Below are 26,490 nucleotides of genomic sequence, written 5' to 3' on the forward strand. Positions count from 1 at the left end.
AGAAGGGCGTCTGCACCGCGCTGGCGCCCGATCTTCGCCGACGTGACCGGATTCGGCGCCGCGGTGCGGCGTCCGGTCACGGCCGAGCGGACGCCCGATCGGCGATACGGCCGACGACGAGGGACGTCCGCGTGCCCGCGACCCTCCCCAGCCGAGCCGCTGGCTCTTCGATGTACCGGCAGAAGAGCCAGGAGACCGCGAAGATCACCGGAGCGACGATCATCAATGCCCGGTAGGGGTGCTCGGGCAGAAGGTGAACGGCACCCAGGACAAGCGGTACATGCACGAGATAGAGGCTGAAGGAGATCCGGCCGAGGAAGCGGAAAGGCCGGAGGGAGAAGAAGCGCGACAGGTGCGATGAAGAGCTCAGAGCCAGCACCAGCAGGGCTGCACCCCAGACGACGGCGGCTTGCGACAGCGGATGAAGGACGACTCGCGCACCCTCAGGAGTCCACAGACGGACCATGTCGGGTACGGCGAGCAGGACAAGTCCCCCGACGAACGCACTCCATGTTCGGAACGGCGATGCGCTCTGGCCACGAGCGCTGAAGACGGCCGCGAGGATGCCGCCGACCAGGAACATCGGACCGTAAGTGAGTGCCGGGACACCCCACAGCGCACCGAGTCCGGTCGCGGCGCCGCAGACGATGATCCATGCCGTTCGTCCGCGGCGGATGAGTGCGATCACGACGAAGACGACCGGCAGAAGGAGCGAGAACAAGAGTTCCCACCGCAGGGTCCACAAGGGGTTGTTCAGCACCGGAGAGCCGGTGATGAGGAAGAAGGAACTCGCGACGTCGGTCACGGTCGGAGCGGGGAAGCTGAAAGCCTGCGCCCAGGAGCTGGGAAGGCCGGCGGGGTCCTGCGGGGTAGCCAGGATCACGACGACGGCCAGGACGACCGCTGCTGCTGAGGGCAACCAGAGCCGGAGCACCCGACGGGGGAAGTAGTTCCAGAGGTCCAGACCCTTCCCCCGCAGCAGAGGAAGAACGAGGACGAAACCGCTGAGGACGAAGAACACGACCACGGCTTCCGGCCCCATTATCAGGTAGCGCACCGGGGTGTTGGCGAGAAGATTCACCGCGCCAGAGTCGCTCGAACCCCCAGCCAGCACGCGAAGGTAGTCGTCGCTCAGGTGCGTTGCGAGCACGAAGTGGTAGGCCACCACGATCGCCGCCGCCACACCTCGAAGGCCGTCGAGCGCCGGAAGGCGCGACGAGTCGGATACCGGCGAGCCAGCTGACACAGCACGTTCGGCGGCGGGAGATCGCTCGCTCAGCGGATCACCACTTCCTTGCATCCGAGGAGTGCCGGTCCTCCCGCGCCGTTGTTGATGGCGTAGACGCATACCTGATGCGTCCCCGCCGCCATCGCGATCGTCTCGGCGAAGCCGTGCTTCGGGCCCGAGGCGGGGTATACGGCCCCGACGTCGTTCCGCGCCTTGTCCGCCGTGTACGGCGCGCCAGTCGAACCCACGTAGATGTGGATCGAGATCGGGTCGGCGGTGTCGGGGTCGATCGCCCACCCGCTCACCGTGGCGTTGCCGCCCTCGACCGTGACCGCTTCGAAGTTACCGAAGGGAACGCGTCCGAGATCCGGACCCGCCGCCGCGGCCGCCACGGTGACGGACCGGCATCCGAGGAAGGAGTGACCGCCCGCGCCGTTGTTGATGGCGTACACGCAGACCTGATGCGTGCCCGCGGACATCGCGATCCGCTCGGCGAACGCATGCTTCGGACCGTACGCCGGATATGCCGCGCCGATGTCGTTGCGGGTCTTGTCGGCCATGTACGCCGCGCTGGTGTTGTCGACGTAGATGTGGACCGAGATCGGGTCCGCGGTGTCCGGGTCGATCGCCCAGCCACTGACCTCCGCGCCTCCGGTGTAGGCCGACACGCCCTCGAACCCGCCGATCGGCGCACGGCCCTGGTCCGCCATGGGCGGAGCCGCGATCGTGACGGACTTGCACCCGAGGAAGGTATGGCCGCCCGCGCCGTTGTTGATGGCGTAGACGCAGACCTGGTGCGTTCCCGCAGACATCGCGATCCGCTCACCGAAGGCGTGCTTCGGACCGTAGGCCGGGTACGCGGCTCCCACGTCGTTGCGCGTCTTGTCGGCCGTGTACGCCGCGCTCGTCGAGTCGACGTAGATGTGCACCGAGATGGGGTCCGCCGTGTCGGGGTCGATGGCCCACCCGCTCACGGTCGCGCCGTCGGAGTGCACCTCCACGCCTTCGAAGGAGCCGAAGGGCGCGCGTCCGAGATCGGGGCCGACCGGGCTCGCGACCGTCACCGAACGGCATCCGAGGAAGGTGTGTCCTCCCGCGCCGTTGTTGATCGCGTAGGCGCAGATGTCGGTCTTGCCCACGGGCACGGTCAGCTTCTCCACGAAGCCGTGCTTGCTCCCGTAGGCGGGGTAGGCGGCTCCGACGTCGGAACGCTCCTTGTCGGCGGTGTACGCCTCGCCCGCCGCGCCCACGTACAGGTGGATGCTGATCGGGGCCGTGGTGTCGGGGTCGATCGCCCAACCGGATGCCGTCGCGACCTTGCCGTCCAGGGAGACGCCCTCGAAGCCGCCGAAGGGAGCACGGCCGAGGTCGACCGTGCCCGGCACGTCGACCGTCTGGCACCGCAGCAGCACGGGAGCACCCGGACCGACATTCATGGCGTACGCGCAGACGTTGTGCGTTCCCGGGGACGCGGGGATCTTCGCCGAGAACCCGTGACTCTCACCGTAGGCCGGGAAGTGAGGCACCAGGTCCGGGCGCTTCTTGTCGGCGGTGATGGCGGTGCCCACGGCGTCCACGTAGATGTGCACCGACGTGGGTCCGGTGGTGTCGGGGTCGACCGCCCAGCCGTCGACCTGCACGCCGCCGTCGACCGGCACGACCGAGTCGAGGAGACCCTGCGGTGGACCGCTCATCGCCTGCATCGTCTGACACAGGAAGAGCACGTTCGCGCCGGACCCGACGTTGATGCCGTAGATGCAGACGTCCACGGCCCCGGCCCCGGTCGCGGGAACGCGGATGTCGAACCCGTGGTTCGGACCGAGGTCGGGATACGCCGCGCCGACATCGTTGCGCGCCCGGTCGGCGACGTGGGCGCTGCCCACCGATCCCACGTAGACGTGGAGTGCGATCGGGTCGCGGGTGTCGCGATCCGCGGCCCAGCCCGAGATCTGGAACTCTCCGGGAAGCGCCTGCACGAGCTCGATGTTGCCGAAGGGGTTGTTGGCGACGGCCTGCGTGGAGCCGAACCAGTCGGTGAAGTAGTTGTAGAAGTTGCGGTTGCCGTAGGCGGAGCACGCGTCGCCGATGCCGTAGCCCGCGCGCAGTGCGGCGGCGTTCGGCTGGTAGGGCGTGTAGTAGTAGAGGGCCGAGGTCGCCTTGTTGGCGACGTAGACGGGCGCGCTGCCGCAGTTGGCGTTCGGGTTGTAGAGGATGTTCCAGGTCTTGCCCGGGGCGTACCACTGGAACCAGCGGCCCTCCATGTAGATCTGCATCTGACGTGCTGCGCCGTAGATCTGGTGGAAAAACCCGATGTAGTTCGGATCGCAGGGCGCGGTGTCGGGGCACCCCTGACCCAACGCGATGTTGTACCGCCAGGCGCTCGGCCATGTGTGGGTCACGAGGCCCTGCTCCTTCTGGAGCATGACGATGAGCACCTGCGGGTTGATGTTGCAGGCCTGCGCGACGCGGTAGATGATGCGCGCCGCCGACTCGTTGGGCGCCCCGGTGTAGCCGCTGCAATACGCGTCGGCGGGCCGGGTGACCGAGGTGATCCGGAAGTCCTTGATGCAGACGATCGGCTTGCCGTTCTCGTCCGTGCCGCCCTGGCACCGGGCGACCTTGCTCTCGAAGAACGCCTGGATCTGTGCTTCGCTCATGGTGTTCTTGTTCGTGAACACGGCGTCGCTGATGATGTTGCCAGGGGTGAACCCGTCCAGGGTCGTCTTCGTGATCCCCGTCGCCGGGTCGACGGCGGCCCGCGCGAGCGACGACCCCGCCGCGGTCGAGGTCGCCGGGGCGGCGAGTGCGGCACCGGTCGGCACGAGCACACCGATCACCACTGCGGCCACCGCGAGCAGAGCCGTGAGCCAGCGGTGGGGGGCGCCGTCACGAAGAGGACGTGGGGGGTGTCCAGTCACACCGTCATTCTGGCGGAAATTCCGCGCGAACACGCGGTGGACACGCATCGAACCGCTCTGGATTTCGCGATCGGGTCACAGCTCCGCGTGCAACGCCCACACCCGCTCGGCCGAACTGGCCCATGAGAAGGCCTTCGCACGGTCCGCGGCGAGCACCGACAGACGTCGCGCTCCCTCCGAGGAGGCATGGGCGACGGCATCCGCGAACTCGTCGGCGGCGACCAGCATGCCTCCGTCCGCGAGTACGTCGCGGTGCGCCCCGCCGTCGATCGCGACGATCGGCACCCCGAGGTGCATGGCCTCGATGACCCGCCACGGCCAGGCGGCGACCGGGCTCGTGGCCGCGAGCGCCGTAGCGCCGGCGAGGACGGCCGCTCGGTCGTCGGGATCGAGCGCGCCTCGGATGTGGGCGCGCTGCTCGGGCAGCCCGGCGGACGCCGCCAGCTCCACGAGCCGAGGCTCGGCTCCTTCGGGAGCATCCAGCACCACGGCGTGCGCGTCGGCCGCGATCGCACCGCGGAACCCCTCGGCGAGAGAGGACGCGGTGCCGGTGAGCACCACGTAGCGGTCGGGGAGTCCCAGGGCCGCCCGCCGCTCAGCGGCGTCGACGGGGATGGCGAAGCCCTCCGGCGCGGCACCGGCGATCACCCGGATGCGCTCCCCCAGCTTCGCGATCTCACTCAGGCGACGGGCGATCTCGTGGGTGGGCACGACGACGGCATCGGCGTGCTTGACCGCCCGGCGGAGCATCGCCTTGTGCCAGGCGATGTTCGACTTGGAGGACTCCGCCGGCGCGTCCCACGCGTCGAGCCCCCATAGCGTCACGGTCGTCTGGTCGTTGTCGTGGACGCGGTCGTGGCGGACGAGTGGCGCCATGAGCGACGCGGAGTGGATGAGGCCGCCGCCCACACCGGGCGCGATGCCGAGCTGCCATGAGGCGGCGAGCTCCCGGCGCGCGAGACCGAGCGTGCGGACCTCCCCGATGCCCTCGACGGTCACTTCGCTCGACGCGCAGACGATCGCGTCGACCGCGCACCCGGACGGGGCCGTCCGGACGAGTCCCCGGGCCAGATCGATGGACGCCCGGGCCTGATCCTGGTCGACGACGTGCACCAGCTGATCCAGAACCATACGCAGTCGAGCACCCATGCACTCAGGGTATCGCCGCCTCCCGGGCGACCACTGTGCGCCGCTCCGGCGCCCGCCTCTGACAGCGATTTCCCTGCGGACTCCCGCTGGGCGGTGCGGTCGTGCTTGAATGCTCACGTGAGCGACGGTCGACTTCCTCGGCAGCGCCGATGGGTCGGCTGGGCTCTCGGGATCGTCTTGACCTGCCTCGTCCTCCTCGTCGGCTGGGTCACGGTCCGCGGCATCGGAGCCGTTGAGAGTCTGCAACGCGTAGCAGACGGCGCCGCCGGTCTGAAGTCGGCGATCGCCGAGGGCGACCTCGAACGCGCGGCGGACATCTCGGACACCATCGCCATCCACGCCGCCTCGGCCCGGGATCTCACCGCCGACCCGGTCTGGCAGGGCTTCGGCTACGTGCCGTGGCTGGGTCCGAACTTCCGCGCCGTCAGCGACATCGCCGTCATCGCCGACGACGTCGCCCAGGACGCCCTCGAACCGATGCTCGCCGCCGCGGCGGACATCGACCTCACGAGCCTCGGCTTCCGGGACGGGGCGATCGACCTCGGTCCGCTGGGCCTGATCCAGGCCCCGCTCGAGACGGCGTCCGAGACACTCGACACGGCGCTGGACCGCGCCGTGCGCATCGACGCCGACGCCACCCTCCCGCCCCTGGCGGATGCCGTGGGCGAGATGCGCGCAGCGGTCACCGAGGCCGCGACCGTGGTCGGCACCCTCCACGGAGCATCCGTGCTGCTGCCCTCGATGCTGGGAGCCAACGGTCCGCGGTTCTACGTCCTCGCGATGCAGAACAACGCCGAGCTGCGCTCGTCGGGCGGGATCGTCGGGTCCGTGGCGCTGCTGCGCGCCGAGAACGGCCGGATCTCGCTCGAGCGCCAGGCATCGGCCGTGGACTTCCCGCCCCTCGAGGCCCCGCTCACCCTCAGCGAGTCCACCGTCGCCCTCTTCGAGGACGGCCCGGGACGCTACCTGCAGAACCTCAGCAGCATCCCCGACTTCACCGAGGCCGGTCCCGCGATCGCGACCCGCTGGCAGGGGGTGTTCGGGGGGACCGTCGACGGGGTGGTCGCGGTCGACGCGGTGGTCGCCGCCCACCTGACCGACGCCGTCGGCCCGCTGAGCTTCGGCCCGTTCACCGCGACGGCCGACGACGTGGTCCGGATCCTGCTGTCCGACATCTACGCCACGATCCCCGACCCGGTCGTGCAGGACCAGGTGTTCGCGCAGGCCGCCGCCGGACTCTTCGGCGCGGCACTCACGAACGGCGATGCGCCCGCGCTGCTCGAGGCGCTGACGGCGTCCGCCGGCGAGAACCGCATCCGCATCTGGAGCGCGCACGAAGAGGAGCAGCGCGTGCTCGCGGACTCGTCCTTGAGCGGCGCCATCCCGGCCGACGGAGACGACGAGAGCCACGTCGGCGTCCTCTACAACGACACGACCGGCGGGAAGATGGACTTCTACGCGCGGCAGTCGATCACGACGGCGATCGGGACCTGCGAGGGTGAGCCGACCACGCAGATCCGCGTGACGTTCACCAACGACGCTCCCGCGGATGCCGCGACGACGTTGCCGCCGTACGTCACGGGCGGAGAGTTCTACGGCGTTCCCGCCGGAACGATCCGCACCCTCGTCGCCGTGTACGGACCGGAGGGCGCCTCCCTGTCGCACGCGGACCGCGACGGGACGGAGGAACCCGTGCAGACCGCGATGATCGGGTCACGGTCCACCGTGCAGCACGACGTCCTCCTCGCACCCGGCGAATCCAGCACGATCACGGTGGAGTTCCAGGGCACCGGGGCCGGCGAGCGCCTCACCCGGGTGGTCAGCACCCCGACGATCGAGGCGCCGGACACGACGCGAGAAGAACTGCGCTGCGCTTCGTGACTTTCGCCCCGTGATGGGGTACCTTCATCTCACTGGGGAATATCTGGTCTCTGACAACCTGCCGTGGGGGCAGGAAGAGACCGCGCAGTCGGACGCAGGGGTGTGTCCGGAGGCGATTCCGCGTGACATCTGGGGAGAAATCATGCTGAAGAAGCTGGCTGCCATCAGCCTTGCCGCCGGCGTCATCCTGCTCGCAGGGCCGACCGCCGCAACCGCCGATCCCGGCCCCTACGCCGACAAACCGAAGGTGACGGTCGACGACCCGATCATCGACATCTGCGACGTCTCGACCATCGTCTTCGGAGCAGGTTCGTTCCTGTCCGGGGAGCAGGTCGGCGTCTCCGTCTCGGGGATCAACGCGGCCGACGCCGCCGTGTCCGGGAACACCGCGGCCGCCGACGGAAGCCTGACGGTCACATTCCGACCGCCGGACGGTGGCAGCGGCTCATACGCCGTCACGTTCACCTCGGGCGGGGTCGCCACGACGGCGCAAGCCGCCGCGGCTGCCGGCATCGGCCAGTACACCGCGGTCATCACGGTCAACGACGCCTCGTCCGGCTGCATGCGCGACCCTGCGGTCGCGGCGGCGGGAACGGAGCTTCCGCTGACCGGCAGCCCGATGGAGCTCGCCCTGACCGGCGGGGACGTCTCTCCGTGGCTCATCGGCGGTGGGGCTGCGGCCCTGGCCGTCGGAGGGGGCATCCTCGTCGTCGCCACGACGCGCCGCAAGCGCGCATAGTCCAGATCGTCGCCATCGGCGGCGGTCGGCTGGACGACGGTGATCCCTCCCCCTCCGATCACCGTCGTCTGGTGAATCCGGTGGTCACACCGGAAGCCCACGGCTCTCTCCGCACTCTCCCGAGAGGGCCGTGGGCTCTTTCGCTGCCCATCCGGACCGCGGAGCGGCGCGATATCGGGTTACGGTGCGGGCGTGGGCGTCGGCGTGGGCGGGTGCAGCGCCTGCTGGATCATCTCGTGGATGTACGCGTAGTCCGGCTGGTGCTCGTCGACGCCGCTCTCGGGAGTGAGCTCGATCGACGTGACCGGCAGCTCCTTCGCCTTCATCATGAGGTCGAAGAACTCCGGGAGCTTGTCCTGCGGCAGGTCGGTGTCGATCAGAGCGGTCCCGGCCGCCGCCACCTCCTTGAACCGCGTCAGCACGGTCTCGGGGGTGAACTGCGCGAGGATCGCCGCCTGCAGCTCGCGCTGTCGCTTCATGCGGTCCCAGTCACTGGTCGTGTAGCGCGAGCGGGCGTACCACTGGGCGGTGTCGCCGTCCATGTGCTGCTCGCCGGGCTCGATCCATCCGATCGCCCACTCATTGGCGTCGGTTCCGTGCCAGCCCTCGGGCGGCCCGCCCTTCGGCAGGCGCTCGGTCACGGTGATGTCGACGCCGCCCAGAGCGTCGACCAGGTCGGCGAACCCATGCATGTCGACGAAGACGTAGTACGGGATCTTGATCCCGAGCACCCCTTCGGCCGCGTCCTTCGTCGCCTCGATGCCGGGCTCAGAACCCTGCGCGGTCGCCTGCGGGTACAGGCCGGCGCCCTTGTCGTCGCGGCAGACCTCGGCGGCGTTGCGCACGTGGTTCATCCAGCCGTTCCATCCGCACGACGAGGATCCGTGACCCTCGAAGCCGTTCGGGTAGAGCTCCCGCATCGGGCTCCCCTCGCTAAACGGCGCGTTCGGAAGCTCGCGAGGGATGCCGGTGATGGTCACCGCACCCGTGTCGGCGTTGACCGAGACGACGGAGATGCTGTCGAAACGCATGGAGTCCCGGCCGTCGCCGCTGTCGGCGCCGAGCAGGAGGATGTTGTAGTAGCCGTCGTCAGGAGGAAGGCTCGGGCCGCTCTGACCGAAGATCGATCCGACGGTGCTGCGAGTGGATTCCACGACGGTGGCGGCGTAGCCCGCTCCCGCCCCGACGAGCCCCAGCAGGATCAAGGCGACGACGGGGATGGCGATACGCGAGGCGGGGGGCACCTTGACGAGCCTCACCAGCCGCAGGGTGTCGAGCGTGAGCACGATCCAGAGGACGACGTAGCCGACGAGCAGGATCTGCACGAGCGTCAGGACCACGGCCGACACCCATCCGGCACCGACCGTCAGCCACAGCAGCACGGGTCGGGCGAACAGGGCCAGCCCCGCCGTCACGATCACGAGGAACCAGCCCGTGAGGGTGGCGCGCAGCCCGATCCGGCCGAGCCGCCGGTTGCCGGCGAGCACCTGCGCCGCGCCGGGCAACAGCAGATTGAGGGCGATGAGCCACCACCCGCGCTTCGTCATCGCTCCGGACTGGCTGGAGTCCGGGTGACGCATCGGGCGCGTCTCGATGAGCGGACGCCCTCCCGCACGTGGGGGCGCGATGGTCACAGCGAGCCCTTCAGCCGTTCGTTCTTCGCCTCGACCTGTTCCTCCAGCTCGCGGGCGTAGGCCTCGACGCGATCGGCGAGCGCGGCATCCGCGGTGCCGAGGATGCGCGCGGCGAGCAGACCGGCGTTGCGGGCGCCGCCGATCGAGACGGTCGCGACGGGGATGCCGGCGGGCATCTGCACGATCGAGAGCAGCGAGTCCATCCCGTCGAGGTAGGCCAGCGGGACCGGCACCCCGATCACCGGCAGTGGCGTCATCGAGGCGAGCATGCCGGGGAGATGGGCCGCGCCGCCGGCACCGGCGATGATCACGCGGATGTCGCGGCTACGCGCCTCGCGGGCGTAGCTCATGAGCTTGTCGGGGGTCCGATGCGCGGACACCACCTCGACTTCGTGGCCGATTCCGAAGTCGGCGAGCGCCTGCGACGCATCACTCATCACTCGCCAGTCGGAATCGGATCCCATCACGACGCCGACCAGGGGCGCGGACGAGGAGTGCAGTGGCTCAGTCACGCCCTTCAGGCTACGGTCTGGCGCTGGAGATTCCCCCAACGGCACGCGGCAGCCGCCGACTCGGATGCCGAGTGACGGCAGCCGATCCCTCAGTCGAAGTGGGAGGCCGCGGCGCGCGCCGTGTAGACGACGTCGTCGAGCTCCTCGCCCGAGACGTTGACGTGGCCCACCTTGCGTCCGGGACGCGGGTCCTTGCCGTACGTATGGATCTTGGCCTCGGGGTACGCGGCCATCGCGCTCTCGAACCGGTCGCCCAGAGATCCTTCGGAGGGGCCGCCGAGGATGTTGATCATGACCGACCACGGCGACCGCGGCGCGGTGCTGCCGAGCGGGAGATCGGCGACCGCGCGCAGATGCTGCTCGAACTGCCCGGTCACGGCGCCGTCCTGGCTCCAGTGCCCGCTGTTGTGCGGCCGCATCGCGAGCTCGTTCACCAGAATGCGGTCGTCGTCGGTCTGGAAGAGCTCGACCGCGAGCATCCCGGTCACCCCCAGCCCCTCCGCGATCCGCACGCCGATCTCCTCTGCGACCTCCGTCAGCCGTTCGACGGCGTGCGGAGCGGGCGCGATCACCTCGGCGCAGACGCCGTCGCGCTGCACGGTCTCGACCACCGGGTACGACGCGACCTGGCCGCTCGGCCGGCGCGCGACCTGCTGCGCGAGTTCCCGCACGAACGGCACGAGCTCCTCGACCAGCAGGGCCTCGCCGTCGGCGAGTCCGTCGAGCCAGTCGGCGGCCTCCCCGGGATCGCCCACCACGCGGACGCCCTTGCCGTCGTATCCGCCGCGCGGCGTCTTCACCACTCCTCGCCCGTCGTGCGCGTCGAGGAAGTCCTGCAGTTCGCGGGCGCTGCGCACGGGAGCCCAGTCCGGCTGCGGGATGCCCAGCTCGGCGAGCCGGGCGCGCATGTCGAGCTTGTCCTGGGCGAACCGGAGCGCGTCGGGCCCGGGGTGCACGGCGACCCCCTCGGCGACCAGGGCACGGAGGACGTCCTGCGGCACGTGCTCGTGGTCGAACGTGACGACGTCGACGTCGCGGGCGAACGCGCGGACGACGTCGAGATCGCGGTAGTCCCCGACCGCCGTCGCCGCGAGTCCGGCGGACATGCCCTCTCCCTCGGCGAGCACCCGGATGTCCAGGCCGAGTTCGACCGCCGGGGCGATCATCATCCGGGCCAGTTGTCCTCCGCCGATAACGCCCACGCGCAACGCCATGTGATGTCTCCGTTTCGTCTCGACCATTCTCGTGCATGGTCGGCGGCCCGGGCGACATGCCGGTCGTCGCCCCGGCGCGGCCACCTGGTGCACCGGGGCTCTCTCGAGGTCAGTCGACCCCGAAGCCGTCGCCCGAGGACTGCGCGTCGCGGTGGGCCAGGATCTGGCTGACCTCGATCTGATCCGCGAGCGTCTCGTGCACCAGGGTCACGTGGGGGATGTCGACGAGCCGGAGCGGCGCGTCGACCCCGTTCGAGAGGGTGATCGTCCCCGCACCCCAGAGCCGCTGCAGGGGGCCGCGGCGGACCGAGATCGTGTAGCCGCGGGCATGCGACATCTCCCGCCTCTGACGCGCACCCACGCCGCGGCGCAGGATGACGCGGCGCGTCGTCACGGTCACCGACTTCGACATCCACACGACGAACGGGATCACGACCAGCAGGAGCACCACGGCCCCCGCCGCAGCGAGCAGCATCCAGTTCTCGAACGGGCTCGGGAGGTTGTCGTAGAAGAATGCGGTCGCACCGAAGACGGCGACGAGGACGAGGGCGGACCAGAAGAGCCGACGCGCGTGGCCCCGGAAGCGCGCGATGAGCCGCTCCTCGATGGGCGCGCCGGGCGGCGGCATCATCGGCCGACCGCCGAGCGTCACAGGCTGCGTCACCCCACCATTGTGCCTGCGATCACCGACATGGCGGGTGCCGGAGACGGCGTGTCAGTCTCGTCGCGGGCGGACGTGCACCACGTCGCCGGCGGGCACCGCTCGTTCCCGGCCCTGTGCCACGACGCGCAGGCGGCCCTCCGCATCCAGTCCGACGGCCGTGCCGTCGAGCGTCTCGTCGCCCGGGAGCATCACGCGGACGGCTCGTCCGATCGTGCTGCAGCGTTCGCTCACGGCCTCCCACGCCCCGCTCGCGACGGGGTCGCCCGCAGCGATCAGGTCGTCCAGGCGACGGGCGAGCGCGCCGAGGTAATCCGCGACGAGCAGGTCCTCGTCGACCGCCACGCCCCTCACGGCGAACGAGGTCGCGGTCGGCACCGGGAGCTGTGCCTCGTCCATCGCGGTGTTGACCCCGGCGCCGACGACCACGGCGTCGCCGGCGACCTCCGCGAGGATCCCGCTGATCTTCCGATCGGCGACGAGGACGTCGTTCGGCCACTTCACCGAGACGGCCGCGTCCGGCAGCTGCGCCGCGATCGCATCCGCCATGGCCGCTCCCGCGAGCAGCGGGATCCAGGCGCGCGACGACGGATCGGCGGGCCGCCGGAGGATCACCGAGACCGCCAGGGCCGTTCCCGCCGGCGCGACCCACGACCGGTCCAGGCGCCCGCGTCCCGCGGTCTGGTTCCGCGTCAGGAGCACCGACAGATGCGGCCACGCCGCCTCCTCGGCGACGAGCGCCCGCAGGTCGGCGTTGGTCGACCCGCTCTGCGGGACGGATTCGAGCCGGGTGGCCGCGGCCCGTGCCCGCGGGAAGTCCCCGCTCACGCCTCGGGGTCGCCTTCGTCGTCGTCGTCGTCCTCGTCCGGACGCACGGCGCCGACCTCATGGGCCTGCCAGTAGTCCCACTTCTCGAGCAGCTGCGCGATCGCGGCGTGGAACTTCTCGGTCGCGACACCGGGCGTGGTGTCGCCGAAGTAGTGCCGCACCCACATCTGCAGGCGTGCGACCGCCGCTTCGTCGGCGCGGACCCGCTCGACCTCCTCGACGATGTCGGATGCCGCATCCGCGGTCAGCCACTCGCAATCGGAGAGGTACCCGTTGGTGTCGACGGAGGCGCGCTCGTCGGACGGGCGGGTGATGAGAAGCGGCTTCCCGGCCGCGAGACGGTCGTAGACCATCGCCGAGATGTCCACCACGGCGACGTCGGCGGCCGACAGCTGCCAGCTCAGCTCCGGGCCGTCGTCGTACAGGTGCTGCGCACCGGCATCCGCGGCGTTCGCAGCGGCGATCGCCTCCACGATCCGCCGGTGCGCGGCTCCGTAGGCCTCGTCGACCACCCCGCTGCGGGGGTGCGGACGGTAGATCACGCGATGGCGGCCCGTGGCGAGCAGGGCGCCGACGAGACGCTCGCCGTGCGTGGCGATGGAGCCGTAGTGGGCGCTGGGACGATCCCCCTCCCAGGTGGGGGCGTACAGCACCACCCGGCGGTCGTCCGGCGTGTACGGCAGCGTGCCCGAGTAGTGGTCCGCCTGCGGCCGGCCGATCTCGATGGTGCGGCTGTCGACGTCGTAGTCCCAGAGCGTGCGCGACAGGCGATCGCGGGCGGCCTGGCCGGCGACCAGCGCGTAGTCGTACGCCTTGTACTGATTGGTGGTCATGTACATCTTGTCGGACTCGCCGTGGTTGATGAACACGTGCCACCGGCGCCCGTAGCGGAACATCTGGAAGTTCCGGGTGTTCTGGTTGACGTAGAGGACGATACGGATGTCCTGCTTCGCGACGAACCGCTCGAGGTCGCGGACCCGCGGGACGAACGCGACGGGCGGGGCATCCTCCTCCAGCAGCTTCTCGGCTGCGGTCGCGTGGCGGGCCAGAACCACGACGGGCCAGCGTTCGGCCAGCTTCGCGAGCGGACGGTACCACTGACGCATCTGGTACATGTTCACGTCGCCGTCCGCGAAATAGACCGCGATGCGGAAGTGGTCCTCCGGGTACGGCTCGAGCGTCGCCAGCCGACGTCGCACCCGCTGGACCGCGCTGCGCGAGGCGAGGGCCCGCCTCAGCAGACGATAGGCCTTCTTCGCATCAGACACCGCACCCATCCCTCCAGGATACTGAGTCCCCTCGACGCCAGCGCGATCCAGCGAAGGAGCGATCCCGCGTGACATGATCGACGAATGCACGACGACGTCCCGACCGCCGCTCCCCTCGGAGTCTCCTTCGTGATGCCCGTGCTGAACGAGAGGGCCTACCTCGAGCACGCCGTCCTCTCGGTGCTCGCCCAGGACCTCGACGAGCCCGTGGAGCTCATCCTGGCCCTCGGTCCGTCCAGCGACGGCACGAACGAGGTCGCCGAGCGCTTGGCGGCAGCCGATCCGCGCATCCACCTCGTCGAGAACCCCGCGGCGCACATCCCGGTGGGCCTGAACGCCGCGATCCGCGCGAGCCGCTACTCCACGATCATCCGCGTCGATGCGCACTCCGAACTCTCCCCGGGCTATGCCGCCCGAGCCCTGACGACACTCAGCCGCACCGGCGCCGCCAACGTCGGGGGCGTCATGCACGCGGAGGGACGCACGCCCTTCCAGCGTGCCGTCGCCCGCCTCTACAACTCCCCCGTCGGTCTCGGCGGCGGGGCCTACCACAGCGGCACCGAGGAGGGTGAGGCGGAGTCGGCGTACCTGGGCGTGATGCGTCGGCCGGTACTCGACGAGGTGGGCCTCTTCGACGAGACCATCCGACGTGGCGAGGACTGGGAACTCAACCTTCGCATCCGTCGGGCCGGCCACCGGGTCTGGTTCGACCCGACGTTGTCCGTCACCTATTGGCCGCGGGAGAGCTGGGTGCGGCTGGCGCGCCAGTTCCGCGCAACCGGGGCCTGGCGCGGCGAGCTCGTGCGCCGCTTCGGTCGACGCAACAGCATGCGCTACTTCGCCCCGCCCGCGCTCGTGCTGCTGACGGCGCTCGCCGTGGTCGTCGGCATCCTCCAGCTCACCGGTGTCGTCGCCGGACTCGCCTCGCTCCTGATCTCGGTCGTGTACCTGCCACTGGTGGCCTACCTGCTGCTGGTGATCGCCGTGGCGCTCGCGCCGGGCGGAGGGGGCGTACGCCAGCGGCTCTGGACACTCGCGGTGCTGCCCACCATGCACTTCTCCTGGGGCATCGGGTTCCTCGGCGGCGTGCTGCGAGGCGCGCAGGACACGATCGACGCGTCGCGACTGGGCACGCGGAACACCCCGCTCCCCTGAGCCCGATCGGCCCGGGCCCTCAGCGGCTGAGGTACCCCTGGTCCAGAAGACGGTCCACGACCCGCGACGCCGCGTGCCCGTCGTCGAGGGTGTTGAACTGCCGACGCCATGCGGCATAGCGGCTCGCGTACGCGGCGGCGCTCTTCTCGTCGCGCAGGGCGGCGACGAGCTCCTCCTGCGTGCGGACGAGCGGTCCCGGAGCGCGCTCGACGAGATCGAAGTAGAACCCGCGGAGCGTGCCGCGGTAGTGCTCGATGTCGGGCACGAGGAAGTACATCGGCTTGCCCGTGACGCTGAAGTCGAACATGACCGAGGAGTAGTCGGTGATGAGCGCGTCGGCCGCCAGGAGCAACTGCGACGTCTCGGGATAGCCGGTGACGTCGATGACCCGCGCCCCGGCGTGGTCGCGCCCCTCCGGCAGCGTCCGCGAATGGCCGCGCACGAGCACGACCGCGTCGGTCTGCTCGGCCAGCCGCTCCGCGTCGACGAAGTCGACCATCTCCGACCGGTCGTCGCGCCACGTGGGCGCGTAGAGCAGCACGCGCTCGTCCGCGCCGATGCCGAGCGCCGCCCGCACGACCTGCGGATCGCCCGTCACGAGGGCGTCGTTGCGCGGATAGCCGTCGACCCAGATCGGACGCCCGAAGAACGCATAGGCCTTGCGCAGGATGCGCTCGGCGTAGGTGTTCTGCGCGAGCAGGACGTCCCACCGGCGCGACTCCTTGACGACCGCCGCCATGCGCCGGGGGTCGAAACCGGGTCGGTGCAGCGCCAGGCGCTTGAGCGGCGTGCCGTGCCACGTCTGCAGCACCTTCTGCCCCGGCTTGCGGGCGAAGCGCCGACGCAGCCAGTCGTTCACGATCAGGAGCCGTGCGGCACCGCGGGCGCGCCACCACTCCGGGCTGCCCTCCACGACCGCCACCGCCCCCTCGGGCACCGGGACGGAGAAGTCCACGACGCTCCAGTACCGGCGCACTCCCGGCGCCCGCGCCGCGAGTTCACGGTCGATGGCCTGAGGGTTGCAGCCGACGCTGCGCCCGTAGAAGCTCTCGAAGAAGACCGCGTTCTCGGTGCCGCCCGCCTGCGCGATGTACCGCTCCTCGAGCGTCGCCTGCCCTTCCGCCGACTCGTACACGGGGTCGATCGGCGGGGCGATGCGGACGACGTCGGCGGTCACCGCGACGCGGAGGCCGGGGAGCAGAGTCGGTGCGACGGACGCCTCGGAGAGGTCGGCGTCGGCGATCCGGATCTCGTAGCGGCCGGACGGCAGCGGGAGGGCGGGACCGCCCCAGCGCGCGGCCTGCAGCCGGAACGTCGCGGTCCAGGTCTTGCCTCCCCCGGTCAGTCGGGCCTCGACACGGGCGCGCGGACCGACGAGCTCGGCGTGCGCGGGGCGGGGTCCGGTCCCGGCGACGATCAGGGTCTGCGCCGCCTCGTCGATGCGCGCCGTCGTCATGCTGCTGCTCCCTTCGGCGCGCGGATGGCCCGCGCGCGGATCGCCTCGTACACCCGCCGGGTGTTGCGCCCGTCCCGGAACGCATGCATCTCCGCGCTGAGCGTAGCGGACCTCTCCGCGCGCGCTGCGAAGGCCGCCTCGTCGGCGAGGAGCCCCTCGAGATCCGTTGCGGCCTCGGACCACGAGGCCGCAGCGCCAGGCCCGGCGACCTCCTCGAAGCGGCCGTAGAAGCCCCGCGTGCGGCCGTAGTCCTCCGCGTCCGGCGCGAGGTAGACCACGGGCATCGCGAGCAGCCCGACGTCGTACGCCAGCGACGAGTAGTCGGTAACGAGCACGTCGACGGCGGGCAGCGCCGGCGTCACGTCCGCAAGCACGTCGGCGCCCAGCATCCGCACCCGTCGAGACGGGACCGGCGGCGCGTACGCCCCCGCCCCGAGCGGGTGCGACCGCACGAGGAGGACGGCGTCGTGGGCTTCGAGGACCTGGACGATGCGCATCCACTCCTCGGCGGTCGGCACCGCGGGGTCGGGCGCTCCGTCGCGCCAGGTCGGGGCATAGAGCACGAGGCGGGCGGTGTCGGAGACCTCGCCGAGCTTCTCCCGCAGCAGAGCGGATGCGGCGGCGCGGCGCTCGTCCGCCGATCGCGCGGAGAGGACGTCGACCCGGGGTTCGCCGGTGACGAGGACGCGGTCGCCGGGGAGTCCGAAGGCGGACTCGAGCCTCCCCCGAGAGCGGTGGGACGCTGCCGGCAGCACGCGGATGCGGCGCGCGGCGGACCGGTACAGGAGGCCGACGAGGCGGCGCAGGTACCGCGCCCCGGGTACGGGGGGCACCTGCGTGGTCGCCGGCGAGTCGAGGCCGATGCGCTTCAGCGGGATCCCGTGCCACAACTGCACCACGAACGCGCCCGCATCGGCGTAGCGGTTGACGTCGCCGAAGCCGTGCGTGACCACGATCACCCCGGCTCGCGCGGTGGCCCACCAGCCGCGCAGGCCCTGCTTGCGAACGGTGCGGACGCCGAGCGCCGCGGCGTCGGCGTCCTCCCGGTCGGATGCCGTCAGCCAGAGCGTGTCATGGCCGAGGGCCGCCGCATGGCGCTGGAGCGCGAGGGCGCCGTCGCCGATGCCCGCTCCGCATCCGAAGACCCATCGGTCCCCGCGCGGGATCACGAGGGTCCCGATGCGGCCCAGCGCGTACAGCGGGATCCGCAGGAGCTTGGCCGCATTGCCGGAGCCGAAGGAGAAGGACGCCACCTCGCGAGCCTATCGCGGAGGCGGCGTCCTTCTCGGGGCGCTGCGTGCACCCGGGTCTCAGCCGGCGAGTTCGCCGAGCGTGACCTCGATGTCGTACTGCTTGCCGTCGCGGATGTAGGTGACCTCCGCCGTGCTCCCGCCCGCGGCGGCACGGACCTGTGCCGTGAGGTCGCTGGCGCTCGTGATCGGCACCCCGTTGAACGCCGTGACGACGTCGCCCTCCTCGAGTCCGCCCGCGGCGGCCGAGCCGCCGTCGGTGACGCCAGCGATGTAGGCGCCGGCGACGCTCGCGGACTCCACGGATGCCGCATCCTGCACCGAGGCGCCGAGCAGACCGTGCGAGGCGCTGCCGTCGGAGATGATCTCCTCCGACACGCGCTTCGCGATGTCCGAGGGGATCGAGAAGCCGAGTCCGATGGACCCCGACTCCTCCGAGGAGCCGGCGCTCGCGATGGCGACGTTGATGCCGATCAGCTCGCCCTTGCTGTCGACGAGGGCGCCGCCCGAGTTGCCGTGGTTGATCGCGGCATCCGTCTGGATCACCGCGATCGAGATCGACGCGGACGTCTGCTGCTGCCCGTTGCCGGGAAGGTCGAACTGGAACGGACCCTGCTGCCCCTCCTCCGGAGCCTGCTCCTGCGGGGCGTCCTCCGACGAGGAGTCGGGCAGTGCCGACGAGGCGATCTGGATGCTGCGGTTCAGGGCGCTGACGATGCCGGTCGTGACCGAGTTCGACAGGCCGAGAGGAGCGCCGAGCGCCACGGCCGTGTCGCCCACGTTGAGCTTCGACGAGTCGGCGAACTCGATGGGCGTGAGGTCTTCCGCGCCGTTGAGCTTGATCACCGCGAGGTCGTAGATGGGGTCGGTGCCGACGACGGTCGCCTCGAAGATCCGGCCGTCCGAGGTGGTGACGCGGATGGTCGGATCGGCGACCGCTCCTCCGAGGGTCACGACGTGGGTGTTGGTGAGCACGTACCCGTCGTCGCTGATGATGACGCCCGAGCCGCTGCCGGCTTCGCTGGATCCGGCGACCTCGATGGTCACGACCGAGGGAAGGGCCTTGGACGCCACGGCGGTGGTCTCGTTGACCGAGCCGGGGTTGTTGACGGTCACGGTCTGCGGTCCCGTGGCGACGCCGCTGGACGGCGGGGTCCCGACGGCGTTCCAGATGGCCCCGCCGCCGAATCCGGCCATGCCCCCGACGAGCGCGGCGGCGACGACGAGCGCGGCGAGCCGGACCCCGCCCCGCGGCTTGCCGCCGTTCGCGGTGGCGCCTCCGTCGGACGGCTGCTCGCCCGACCCGCCCGCGGCGGTCCCGAACGGGAGCGTGGGCTGGGCGGGGGCGACACCGGAGTGCAGGCCGAACGCGGCACCCGGCGCCGTGGCCGTCGGCTGCGACGCGGCCCCGGGGGTGAACGGTGCTGCCGACACGACGGGCGACGCGAACGTCGACGGCATGTCGTGGCCGGCAGCGGCGAAGGCCGGGCGCTGGGCGGGCGGCGCGACCTCGAGCGCCGAGGAGGCCTGCGGAACCTCCGGCGTGGGGGCCGGGGTGTCCGCCGGCGGACGGCCGGCTGCCTCTGCGGCCTCGGTGGGCGGCACGACGGGTGCCGAGTCCTGCGTGTTGTCTTCGTTCATGGTCTGCTCCTTCGACGCCCCTTCAGCATGCTCCGCGTGTCTGTGCGTTTCGTATGTCGAAGGTGAGTTTCCGCTATGGCCTTAGCCTGTTCTTCATGAGTGTCATTCCCGGCGCATGGCGGCGCACGGCAGCCGGTGCAGGTCTTCTCGCGGCGGACGGAGCCGTCTCGCCCACCATCTTCGCAGAGATGTCCGCCCTCGCGGCCGAAACCGGGGCCATCAATCTGGGTCAGGGCTTCCCGGACGAGGACGGCCCTGTCGAGGTGATCGAAGCCGCCCGGCGGGCGATCGCCGATGGCGTGAACCAGTACCCTCCGGGCCGGGGCACCCCCGACCTCCGCGCCGCGATCAGCGAGCACCAGAAGCGGTTCTACGGGCTCGACGTCGATCCCGTAACCGAGGTGCTGGTGACGGTGGGAGCGACCGAGGCCCTCACCGCCACGCTTCTCGCGCTGATCGACGGCCCCGACGATGAAGTGGTGGTCTTCGAGCCCTACTACGACTCCTACGCCGCCGCGGTGGCTCTCGCCGGTGGCACCCTGCGGACCGTCCCGCTGCAGGCGCCGGACTTCCAGCCCGACCTCGATCGACTGGCCGACGCGGTCACCGATCGCACCCGGATCATCCTCGTCAACGACCCGCACAATCCGACCGGATCGGTGTTCGGGCGCGAGGTCCTCTCCGAGGTCGTCCGCCTCGCGCACCGGCACGACGCGGTCATCGTGACCGACGAGGTGTACGAGCACCTCGCCTTCCACGCGCCCCACACCCCGATCGCCACCCTGCCCGGCGCCGCGGAGCGCACGCTCACGATCTCGTCGGCGGGCAAGACGTTCTCGGCCACGGGCTGGAAGATCGGCTGGCTCCACGGTCCGGCGGAGCTCGTCACCGCCGTGGTCACGGTGAAGCAGTTCCTCACCTACGTCGGCGGCTCGCCGTTCCAGCCGGCGGTGGCGGTCGGGCTCCGTCTCGGAGACGCGTTCTTCGCGGATGCCGCGGCCACCCTCGCGCGCAAGCACGAGCTGCTCGGCTCCGGCCTGCGGGCGGCGGGCTTCACCGTGTACACCCCGCAGGGCGGGTACTTCACGCTCGCGGACGCCAGCGGGATCGGCGGAGCGGACGGCGTCGCCTTCTGTCGCTCGCTCCCCCAGCGCGTCGGTGTGGGCGCCATCCCCCTCGCGGCGTTCCTGTCGCCCGAGCGTCGCGGAGAACCGGCATCCTCCGGGATCGTCCGCTTCGCCGCGTGCAAGAAGGTCTCGGTCCTCGAAGAGGCGGTGTCCCGCCTCGCGTCGCTGCGCGGCTGAGCGCGCCGCCGGACCGACCGCTCAGCGGGGCACGACGGTGTAGCGGCGCATCCGCAGGGACGGGTTGCCGGCTCGGACCCGCTCGATCGCCCCGCGCTCCACGGTCGCCACGGCGATGCCCTCGACCTCGCCGACCCCCGCGAGCACCACGCCCTGGGGATCCACGATCTGCGAATGACCGACGCCGATCGGCGCCGGGTGGTCGGCGGCGATGACGTAGGCCGTGCTCTCGATGGCCCGCGCGGCCAGCAGCGTCGTCCAGTGGTGCTCCTTCAGCGGACCGCGCACCCACTCGGCGGGGACGACCAGCGCATCGGCATCCGCATCGATGAGCGTGCGCGCCACCTCGGGGAACCGCAGGTCGTAGCAGGTCATCAGGCCGAAGCGCAGGCCGCCGAGCTCGAAGACCGCCGCCTCGCCGAGGGCTCCCGGCTCGACCCAGTCCGATTCGGTCTGACCGAACGCGTCGTACAGGTGCTGCTTGCGGTACACGGCGCGCACCCCGTCACCGCGCACCGCCACCACGGTGTTGCGCACGCGAGTGCCCTCCGTCGCCTTCTCGACGAGCCCCGCGACGATCACCACCGCGTACTCGGCGGCCATCGCGGTCAGCGCGCCGACGAACTCGCCGTCGAGGTCCTCGGCATTCTCGGCGAGCGTCTCGTCCATCGGGTGAACGAAGTAGCTCGAGTACTCGGGGAAGACGACCAGACGGGCTCCGCGCGCCGCGGCCTCCGCCACCTGCTCGGCGATGCGCTCGCGATTCTCCGTGCGGGACGGACCGGGCGCGAACTGGCAGACGGCGACGGGAACGGCGGTAGGGGAAGACATGACCTCATCCTCCCTCACCACGCCGACTCCGCGCCTCGATTCGCGTGCCCCGGAAACGCGTGTTAGGCTATTCCTCGTGCCGCGGGGTGGAGCAGTTCGGTAGCTCGCCGGGCTCATAACCCGGAGGTCGCAGGTTCAAATCCTGTCCCCGCAACAAGAAGCGAAGGTCCGGTTCCCTCAGCAGAGGGGATCGGGCCTTCGTCGTTGACGGGGGGATCCTCAACATCACGCGTCCGTGATTGGTTTTCTGTCTGTTCAGTTGTCTCGGCTCCGGGCTCTTCCCACTCGATGATCGGATCGAGCGGATATTCCCCGCGCAACCATGCCTCGGACACTCCGAAGATCTCAGCGAGCTGAGTGACGTCCTCGGGCTTCCACTTTCCCCTGCCGTCGAAGAACAGCTTCGTCTGAAGGGTCCGGTAGTCGCGCCCAGTCCGTCGTTGCAGCCCGGCGAGCTTCATGTTCCCGCAGAGGAACATCATCAGCACCGTGCGGACGGAGATGTGTTCCTGCTCCGTCTGCGCCAATGGTCGGGTGGCCATGCCAGGTACCTTATCCACAATCACCGACAGCCGCGCCCACACGACACGCACCCTGTGTAGATTTTTCCAACTTGTTTCAGGGAGTTGGATTTGCTGGATCGATATCAGACCACACTGGTGGCTGCTGGGCGAGCGTCAAACACGATCGCACAACGAGTCGGAGACGTCGTGCGCTTCTCGCGCTTCGCCGGCGACCTGACCCTCGCGGGACCCGAAGAAGTCATCGCATACTTCGCGACGCATCCTGAGTGGAGACCGGAGTACCGCAAGAAGGTGGCCACGAGCCTGCGGTTGTTCTTCCGCTGGGCGCACCAGCATGACCTCCTCGCCCGAGACCCCGCTGTCGGCATCCCACAGGTGCGGGTGCCGCGCTACGCCCGCCCACCGGCACCTGAGACCTCGATCCTCTCTGCTCTCGGCCGCGCAACCCTGCACGAACGCGCTGTGTTGCAGCTCGGCGCAAGCCTCGGTCTCCGGCGCACAGAGATCGCAACCAGCCACCCCCGCAACCGCGACGGACGTATCCTCACCGTCGTCGGGAAGGGAGGCCGGAGCCGCCGCATCCCGCTCGACGACGCGACACTCAAGACACTCCTCGACATCGAGGCGCTTCAAGGACGGACGTCCTACTACCTCCCCGGGGGAACCAACGGCCACCTTCACCCGTGCACGGTCTACAAATGGGTCGTGCGGATGCTCGGCCCCGGATGGTCGACCCACAGCCTCCGGCGCCGCGCAGGCCGGGAGGGCTTCCAGCGCACGAAGAACATCCGAGCCGTCCAGAGCCTGCTCGGTCAGAGTTCACTCGACACCACTGCCCTCTACGTCCACGTAGACGAGTCCGAGATCGCGGACGTCACCTCGGCCACGAGCCTCGGTGTCCGTCCCGCCTCGGAACTGCCCGAAAGCGGACACAGCCTGGCCGAGGTCATCCAACAGATCGCGGACGTGTCCGCACGTGCTCGCGATGTCGGCCTCAATGTCCGCCTGTCCGTCGAACACACGAACATCACTGTTACGTCTCCACGACTGACCGCCGTCTGATTCCGACACGCACCACGAGACGAGTCCTGTCCGGTCACACCGTGACCGGACACAAGGCCAGCATCGTGGCAGCGCATCGGTCATCATCCGCAGCGGCCACTGGCCGGACATGGCCGGCGCGCACTCTCCCATGGCCGCGCAGCTCACCGACCACCTCTGCCACCTTGTCCGCTGTTGGCCGGTCAGGCATGCCAGCCGACACGTCTGACCGTCCCCGACCATCGCCTATCCGTCGATGCTTAGGTCAATGGCCGGACATCTGCCAGGCCCGGACACACATGTACCTTCGTGAGCGGCAGCCCGACCGGACGCCGTGTCCGTGACCGGTGTCAGACTCACACCATGGACACAGAGGTCATCGGAAATTGGATTCAGGTACTCGTCGTGATCGCTGCCATCGGCGCCGCGATCGTCGCCCTAGTCGTCTCCTCCAAAGACCGCCGGAACGCGCAGAAGATCGCCGAGGGCGATCGTGCAGCCGCCGCCGAGGTTGCAGCGGCTGACCGTCGAGAGGCCCTTCGGCAGGCGCACCTTATGTTCGAGCTGGAGACGCTGTCCCGGCTGCTCGAGAACCTCAACCGAGGCGGATCATCGGACCGACAGGAGTCGTCCAAGATGGGCGCCGAAGCACTCACCCTCATCGGACTGCTCGGTAGGGACCGGATCCCGCACCTGTGGGATCAGCGCGCAGGCGACGACGCCAAGCTTCGGGCATCGCTCGAGGACCCGAAGATGCCCGACTACAAGAAGGAAGCGATCAGGGTCCAGCTCGCCGTCAACGCCGTCCGCGACGAAATCAGTGACGGCTACCGCACGCAGCACCACACCCAGTGACGCGTGACCCCCGGCCTTCATTGGCCGGTGCTCGCTGCGACCGGTCACACTGGCCGGACACCGGGTATCTGTGACAATGGCCATCCCATGGTTGACTTGGCCCTAAGGAGGCTGGGATGACCGGGTGCGACGTGGTGGCCATGTGGCCGGAACTGTTTGTCGGCATGGACGAGAAAACCCGAGACAGCTACCGGCAGACGTTCGCGATGACCTACCTCGCCGGGTGGGAACCCGAACGCGCCGCGGTCGAGAACCTGCTGAGCTACGAACGCGGTGACTACGACCATGCGGAGTACCTGCGTCGCGCTCACGAGCACGCGACGCAGCAACACCCCGCCGCGTCCTGAGCGTGGCCACCGGATGGGAGGCATGGGAGTCCTACTTCTACCCCGAGACATACGACGCGCAGACTCGGCAAGGGACACTTCGCAACAAGCTCGAGGTGCGAGACCATGCTGTACTACTCGCCCTCGAGTACGACGCCACTCGCTTCCGAATGCGCGAGATCGACAGAGGCGTCGTTTCAATCCCGCAGACGTATGACCTGAACCATCTACGGGCGATCCACCGGCACCTCTTCCAGGACGTCTACGACTGGGCCGGCGAAGTCCGGGACGTGCGGATCCAGAAGAGCGAGGACAGCGAGTTCGCGAAGCCGCGCCGCGGCGAGATCCATGAGCTCATCGACCAGGTGCACGGCTTCGTCCAAGACATCGACTGGGAGCGAATCGACCGTCAACGGTTCGTGAACTCCACCGCGACAGCGTTCGCCTACCTCAACCAGGCTCATCCCTTCCGTGAAGGCAACGGCCGCACCACCCAGGTCTTCCTACGCGACATCGCCGCGCAAAGCCCATTCACACTCGACTTCACGAAGGTAGACCGAGACGCCTGGGATGAAGCATCCGCACAGAGCAGCCCACGCGGAGACCGCACCTGGATCGACCCCCGCCCGCTCGTCCCGCTCTTCAAGGCCGCCACGCACGGGACCCCGCCACCGACTCGGCCTGCGCCCGACCGCAGCATCAACGTCAACCCCAACACCGGACCCGTGACAGGCAATGGGCCCGACAACATCTACGACGGCCCACACCTCTGATCGGCGCTGTCGAATGCAAGCGCCCAATTCTTGTATTGGGCGTATCATCTGAGTATGGCCACCAAGAAGCCCTCGAGGAACGGTGCAGCTCTGCGCAAGTCCCAGCGCATGAAGGCCGCGTCTGCCGGAAAATCACGCGTAATCCGTACAACAGGGAGCGACCTCAACTCCACCGCTTCATTGCGAAACGCTGAGGCCAAGTCTGTGACCGCCCAGACCGTTGTGAACCGCGCGCCTCGTTCCACCTCCGCCGAAGTGGCCGCCGGATCCGTGGTCACGCAGAGTCTGATGATCCCCGCCCGCACCGAACTCGTCGCCAAAGCCCTGGGCAGCCGCGCTGTACTGGCGCGCACCCTGGGTGTGTCGAACTCGCAGCCAACCCGGTGGATCAGCGGCCAAGAGTCCCCGAACTCCGAGAACACCCGCGCGATCGTGGACCTCGAGCACGTCGTCGCCAGAGCGCGCCTGCTCTGGGCAGATGACGACACCGTGAACTCCTGGCTGATCGGCAACAACGCCTACCTCGACGGCGCCCGCCCCATCGACGTCATCACCACCCAAGGCTCCGGACCCGTGATCGACGCCCTCGATCAGGCCATGGCCGGCGCCTTCGCCTGATGCTCGTCTACCGCGTCTTCTACCACCAACCCAACGCCAAGCCCGGGCAGAACGGGCACCCCCTCTACCTCCACAAGCCCCAGGGCCGCGGACGCTGGGACAACACCGACCTCTACGACTCCTGGTACCTCGCCAAGTCACCCGAAGGCGCCATCGGTGAAACCTTCGGGGATCTCGCCCGCTGGACGCCGCGCATGTTCGACACCGGCACGCCAGGCGTGCGGCGCGCTCTCGCGACCTTCACAGTCCCTGACGACCTCGCACTGTTTGACTTCGACGACCCCGCCAACCTGCTCCGGATCGGCATGCGACCCAGCGAGGTCGTGATCCGCAATCGCCCCGCGGGGCAAAGGCGCGCCGCAGCGATCTTCGATGAGAAGAACCCGGCTGGCGCACGCACCTGGCAAGGCCTCCAGTGGTGGTCCTACCACCGCCCGCACTGGACCAACCTCATGCTCTGGAGCACCACAGCCGATCCCGCCCCCATCACGCTCACCGACATCACCGCCCTCAGCTTCGCAACGCCTGCGGTCGTCGATGCCGCCACCGCCCTCAGCCGCCCCCTCCCCTAGCCGGAAGGCGCAGCATCGTCGCTGAGCTCCTCCCCTGAACGGACGGCCGGCGGAGCCGTCCGCAGTGCCCCAACGCGCGGGCGCGCGTTTCTTTGCCGTGAAGCCTGCGGCA

Annotated in this window: 23 protein-coding genes and 1 tRNA gene; 11 read left to right on the plus strand and 13 right to left on the minus strand. The window is 69.8% G+C overall.

The features are described 5' to 3' along the window. Positions 1 to 76: 76 nt before the first annotated feature. The 3 genes from AB3M82_RS02925 to AB3M82_RS02935 form a co-directional block, all read right to left on the minus strand. Complete coding sequence (locus tag AB3M82_RS02925) at positions 77 to 1,246, minus strand: acyltransferase family protein (RefSeq protein ID WP_412955487.1); 1,170 nt, start codon at positions 1,244 to 1,246, stop codon at positions 77 to 79. Between the two features lie 29 nt (positions 1,247 to 1,275). Beyond that, on the minus strand, positions 1,276 to 4,146 hold the full coding sequence (locus tag AB3M82_RS02930) for a hypothetical protein (RefSeq protein WP_412955488.1): 2,871 nt from the start codon (positions 4,144 to 4,146) through the stop codon (positions 1,276 to 1,278). 75 nt (positions 4,147 to 4,221) lie between these two features. After that, positions 4,222 to 5,295: a glycosyltransferase gene (locus tag AB3M82_RS02935; protein WP_412955489.1), complete on the minus strand. Its 1,074-nt coding sequence runs from the start codon at positions 5,293 to 5,295 to the stop codon at positions 4,222 to 4,224. Positions 5,296 to 5,412: 117 nt separating this feature from the next. Here AB3M82_RS02935 and AB3M82_RS02940 point away from each other — a divergent pair, with 117 nt between their 5' ends. Both AB3M82_RS02940 and AB3M82_RS02945 read left to right on the plus strand, forming a co-directional pair. Continuing rightward, entirely contained in the window at positions 5,413 to 7,176 is a 1,764-nt protein-coding gene (locus AB3M82_RS02940) for a DUF4012 domain-containing protein (protein ID WP_412955490.1), read from the plus strand. 142 nt (positions 7,177 to 7,318) lie between these two features. After that, positions 7,319 to 7,915 (plus strand): LAVTG motif-containing sortase-dependent surface protein, encoded by a 597-nt coding sequence (locus AB3M82_RS02945; RefSeq protein ID WP_412955491.1) that lies wholly within the window; start codon positions 7,319 to 7,321, stop codon positions 7,913 to 7,915. Between the two features lie 179 nt (positions 7,916 to 8,094). On the opposite strand, the gene AB3M82_RS02950 is transcribed toward AB3M82_RS02945, so the two are convergent. From AB3M82_RS02950 to AB3M82_RS02975, 6 genes are all read right to left on the minus strand, one after another. Further along, entirely contained in the window at positions 8,095 to 9,495 is a 1,401-nt protein-coding gene (locus AB3M82_RS02950; protein WP_412955492.1) for an LCP family protein, read from the minus strand. A gap of 50 nt (positions 9,496 to 9,545) precedes the next feature. Further along, positions 9,546 to 10,013 (minus strand): 5-(carboxyamino)imidazole ribonucleotide mutase, encoded by a 468-nt coding sequence (gene purE / locus AB3M82_RS02955; protein ID WP_412957992.1) that lies wholly within the window; start codon positions 10,011 to 10,013, stop codon positions 9,546 to 9,548. Between the two features lie 137 nt (positions 10,014 to 10,150). Continuing rightward, positions 10,151 to 11,302, minus strand: coding sequence for a 5-(carboxyamino)imidazole ribonucleotide synthase (locus AB3M82_RS02960; RefSeq protein WP_412955493.1), 1,152 nt, complete (start codon positions 11,300 to 11,302; stop codon positions 10,151 to 10,153). Positions 11,303 to 11,384: 82 nt separating this feature from the next. Continuing rightward, on the minus strand, positions 11,385 to 11,939 hold the full coding sequence (locus AB3M82_RS02965; protein ID WP_412955494.1) for a PH domain-containing protein: 555 nt from the start codon (positions 11,937 to 11,939) through the stop codon (positions 11,385 to 11,387). Between the two features lie 51 nt (positions 11,940 to 11,990). Beyond that, on the minus strand, positions 11,991 to 12,764 hold the full coding sequence (locus tag AB3M82_RS02970; protein ID WP_412955495.1) for a biotin--[acetyl-CoA-carboxylase] ligase: 774 nt from the start codon (positions 12,762 to 12,764) through the stop codon (positions 11,991 to 11,993). Next, on the minus strand, positions 12,761 to 14,041 hold the full coding sequence (locus AB3M82_RS02975) for a CDP-glycerol glycerophosphotransferase family protein (protein ID WP_412955496.1): 1,281 nt from the start codon (positions 14,039 to 14,041) through the stop codon (positions 12,761 to 12,763). Before AB3M82_RS02975 ends, AB3M82_RS02970 begins: the two co-directional genes overlap by 4 nt. A 75-nt stretch (positions 14,042 to 14,116) precedes the next feature. On the opposite strand from AB3M82_RS02975, the gene AB3M82_RS02980 reads away from it, so the two are divergent. Beyond that, complete coding sequence (locus tag AB3M82_RS02980; RefSeq protein ID WP_412955497.1) at positions 14,117 to 15,187, plus strand: glycosyltransferase family 2 protein; 1,071 nt, start codon at positions 14,117 to 14,119, stop codon at positions 15,185 to 15,187. Between the two features lie 19 nt (positions 15,188 to 15,206). Here the strand turns inward: AB3M82_RS02980 and AB3M82_RS02985 are convergent, their stop codons facing one another. Genes AB3M82_RS02985 through AB3M82_RS02995 form a run of 3 tightly spaced genes read right to left on the minus strand, consistent with a single transcriptional unit; the run spans position 15,207 to position 19,534 of the window. Then, positions 15,207 to 16,643 (minus strand): CDP-glycerol glycerophosphotransferase family protein, encoded by a 1,437-nt coding sequence (locus AB3M82_RS02985; protein WP_412955498.1) that lies wholly within the window; start codon positions 16,641 to 16,643, stop codon positions 15,207 to 15,209. Further along, positions 16,640 to 17,896 carry a CDP-glycerol glycerophosphotransferase family protein gene (locus AB3M82_RS02990; RefSeq protein ID WP_412955499.1) on the minus strand — a complete coding sequence of 419 codons (1,257 nt, stop codon included), beginning with the start codon at positions 17,894 to 17,896 and terminating at the stop codon, positions 16,640 to 16,642. Before AB3M82_RS02990 ends, AB3M82_RS02985 begins: the two co-directional genes overlap by 4 nt. Before the next feature lie 57 nt (positions 17,897 to 17,953). Next, entirely contained in the window at positions 17,954 to 19,534 is a 1,581-nt protein-coding gene (locus AB3M82_RS02995; protein WP_412955500.1) for a S1C family serine protease, read from the minus strand. A gap of 95 nt (positions 19,535 to 19,629) precedes the next feature. On the opposite strand from AB3M82_RS02995, the gene AB3M82_RS03000 reads away from it, so the two are divergent. After that, on the plus strand, positions 19,630 to 20,838 hold the full coding sequence (locus tag AB3M82_RS03000) for an aminotransferase class I/II-fold pyridoxal phosphate-dependent enzyme (protein WP_412955501.1): 1,209 nt from the start codon (positions 19,630 to 19,632) through the stop codon (positions 20,836 to 20,838). Positions 20,839 to 20,859: 21 nt separating this feature from the next. Here the strand turns inward: AB3M82_RS03000 and AB3M82_RS03005 are convergent, their stop codons facing one another. Further along, the gene (locus tag AB3M82_RS03005) at positions 20,860 to 21,669 is read right to left on the minus strand and encodes a carbon-nitrogen hydrolase family protein (RefSeq protein WP_412955502.1); all 810 of its coding nucleotides are present in this window, start codon (positions 21,667 to 21,669) and stop codon (positions 20,860 to 20,862) included. Between the two features lie 80 nt (positions 21,670 to 21,749). On the opposite strand from AB3M82_RS03005, the gene AB3M82_RS03010 reads away from it, so the two are divergent. From AB3M82_RS03010 to AB3M82_RS03040, 7 genes are all read left to right on the plus strand, one after another. Continuing rightward, positions 21,750 to 21,823: transfer RNA gene (locus AB3M82_RS03010), tRNA-Met, on the plus strand. A 556-nt stretch (positions 21,824 to 22,379) separates the two neighbouring features. Further along, complete coding sequence (locus AB3M82_RS03015; protein ID WP_412955503.1) at positions 22,380 to 23,255, plus strand: tyrosine-type recombinase/integrase; 876 nt, start codon at positions 22,380 to 22,382, stop codon at positions 23,253 to 23,255. A 342-nt stretch (positions 23,256 to 23,597) separates the two neighbouring features. Then, positions 23,598 to 24,089, plus strand: coding sequence for a hypothetical protein (locus AB3M82_RS03020; protein ID WP_412955504.1), 492 nt, complete (start codon positions 23,598 to 23,600; stop codon positions 24,087 to 24,089). A 116-nt stretch (positions 24,090 to 24,205) separates the two neighbouring features. Next, positions 24,206 to 24,436 carry a hypothetical protein gene (locus AB3M82_RS03025; RefSeq protein ID WP_412955505.1) on the plus strand — a complete coding sequence of 77 codons (231 nt, stop codon included), beginning with the start codon at positions 24,206 to 24,208 and terminating at the stop codon, positions 24,434 to 24,436. 149 nt (positions 24,437 to 24,585) lie between these two features. After that, a complete protein-coding gene (locus tag AB3M82_RS03030) occupies positions 24,586 to 25,188 on the plus strand; it encodes a Fic/DOC family protein (protein WP_412955506.1) in 603 nt (200 codons plus the stop codon). A gap of 54 nt (positions 25,189 to 25,242) precedes the next feature. Continuing rightward, the gene (locus AB3M82_RS03035) at positions 25,243 to 25,806 is read left to right on the plus strand and encodes a hypothetical protein (protein WP_412955507.1); all 564 of its coding nucleotides are present in this window, start codon (positions 25,243 to 25,245) and stop codon (positions 25,804 to 25,806) included. Then, positions 25,806 to 26,378 carry an RES domain-containing protein gene (locus AB3M82_RS03040; protein WP_412955508.1) on the plus strand — a complete coding sequence of 191 codons (573 nt, stop codon included), beginning with the start codon at positions 25,806 to 25,808 and terminating at the stop codon, positions 26,376 to 26,378. The genes AB3M82_RS03035 and AB3M82_RS03040 overlap by 1 nt, the downstream gene beginning before the upstream one ends. Positions 26,379 to 26,490 lie beyond the last annotated feature (112 nt).

The organism is Microbacterium californiense, from assembly GCF_047246625.1.
GTDB lineage: Bacteria > Actinomycetota > Actinomycetes > Actinomycetales > Microbacteriaceae > Microbacterium.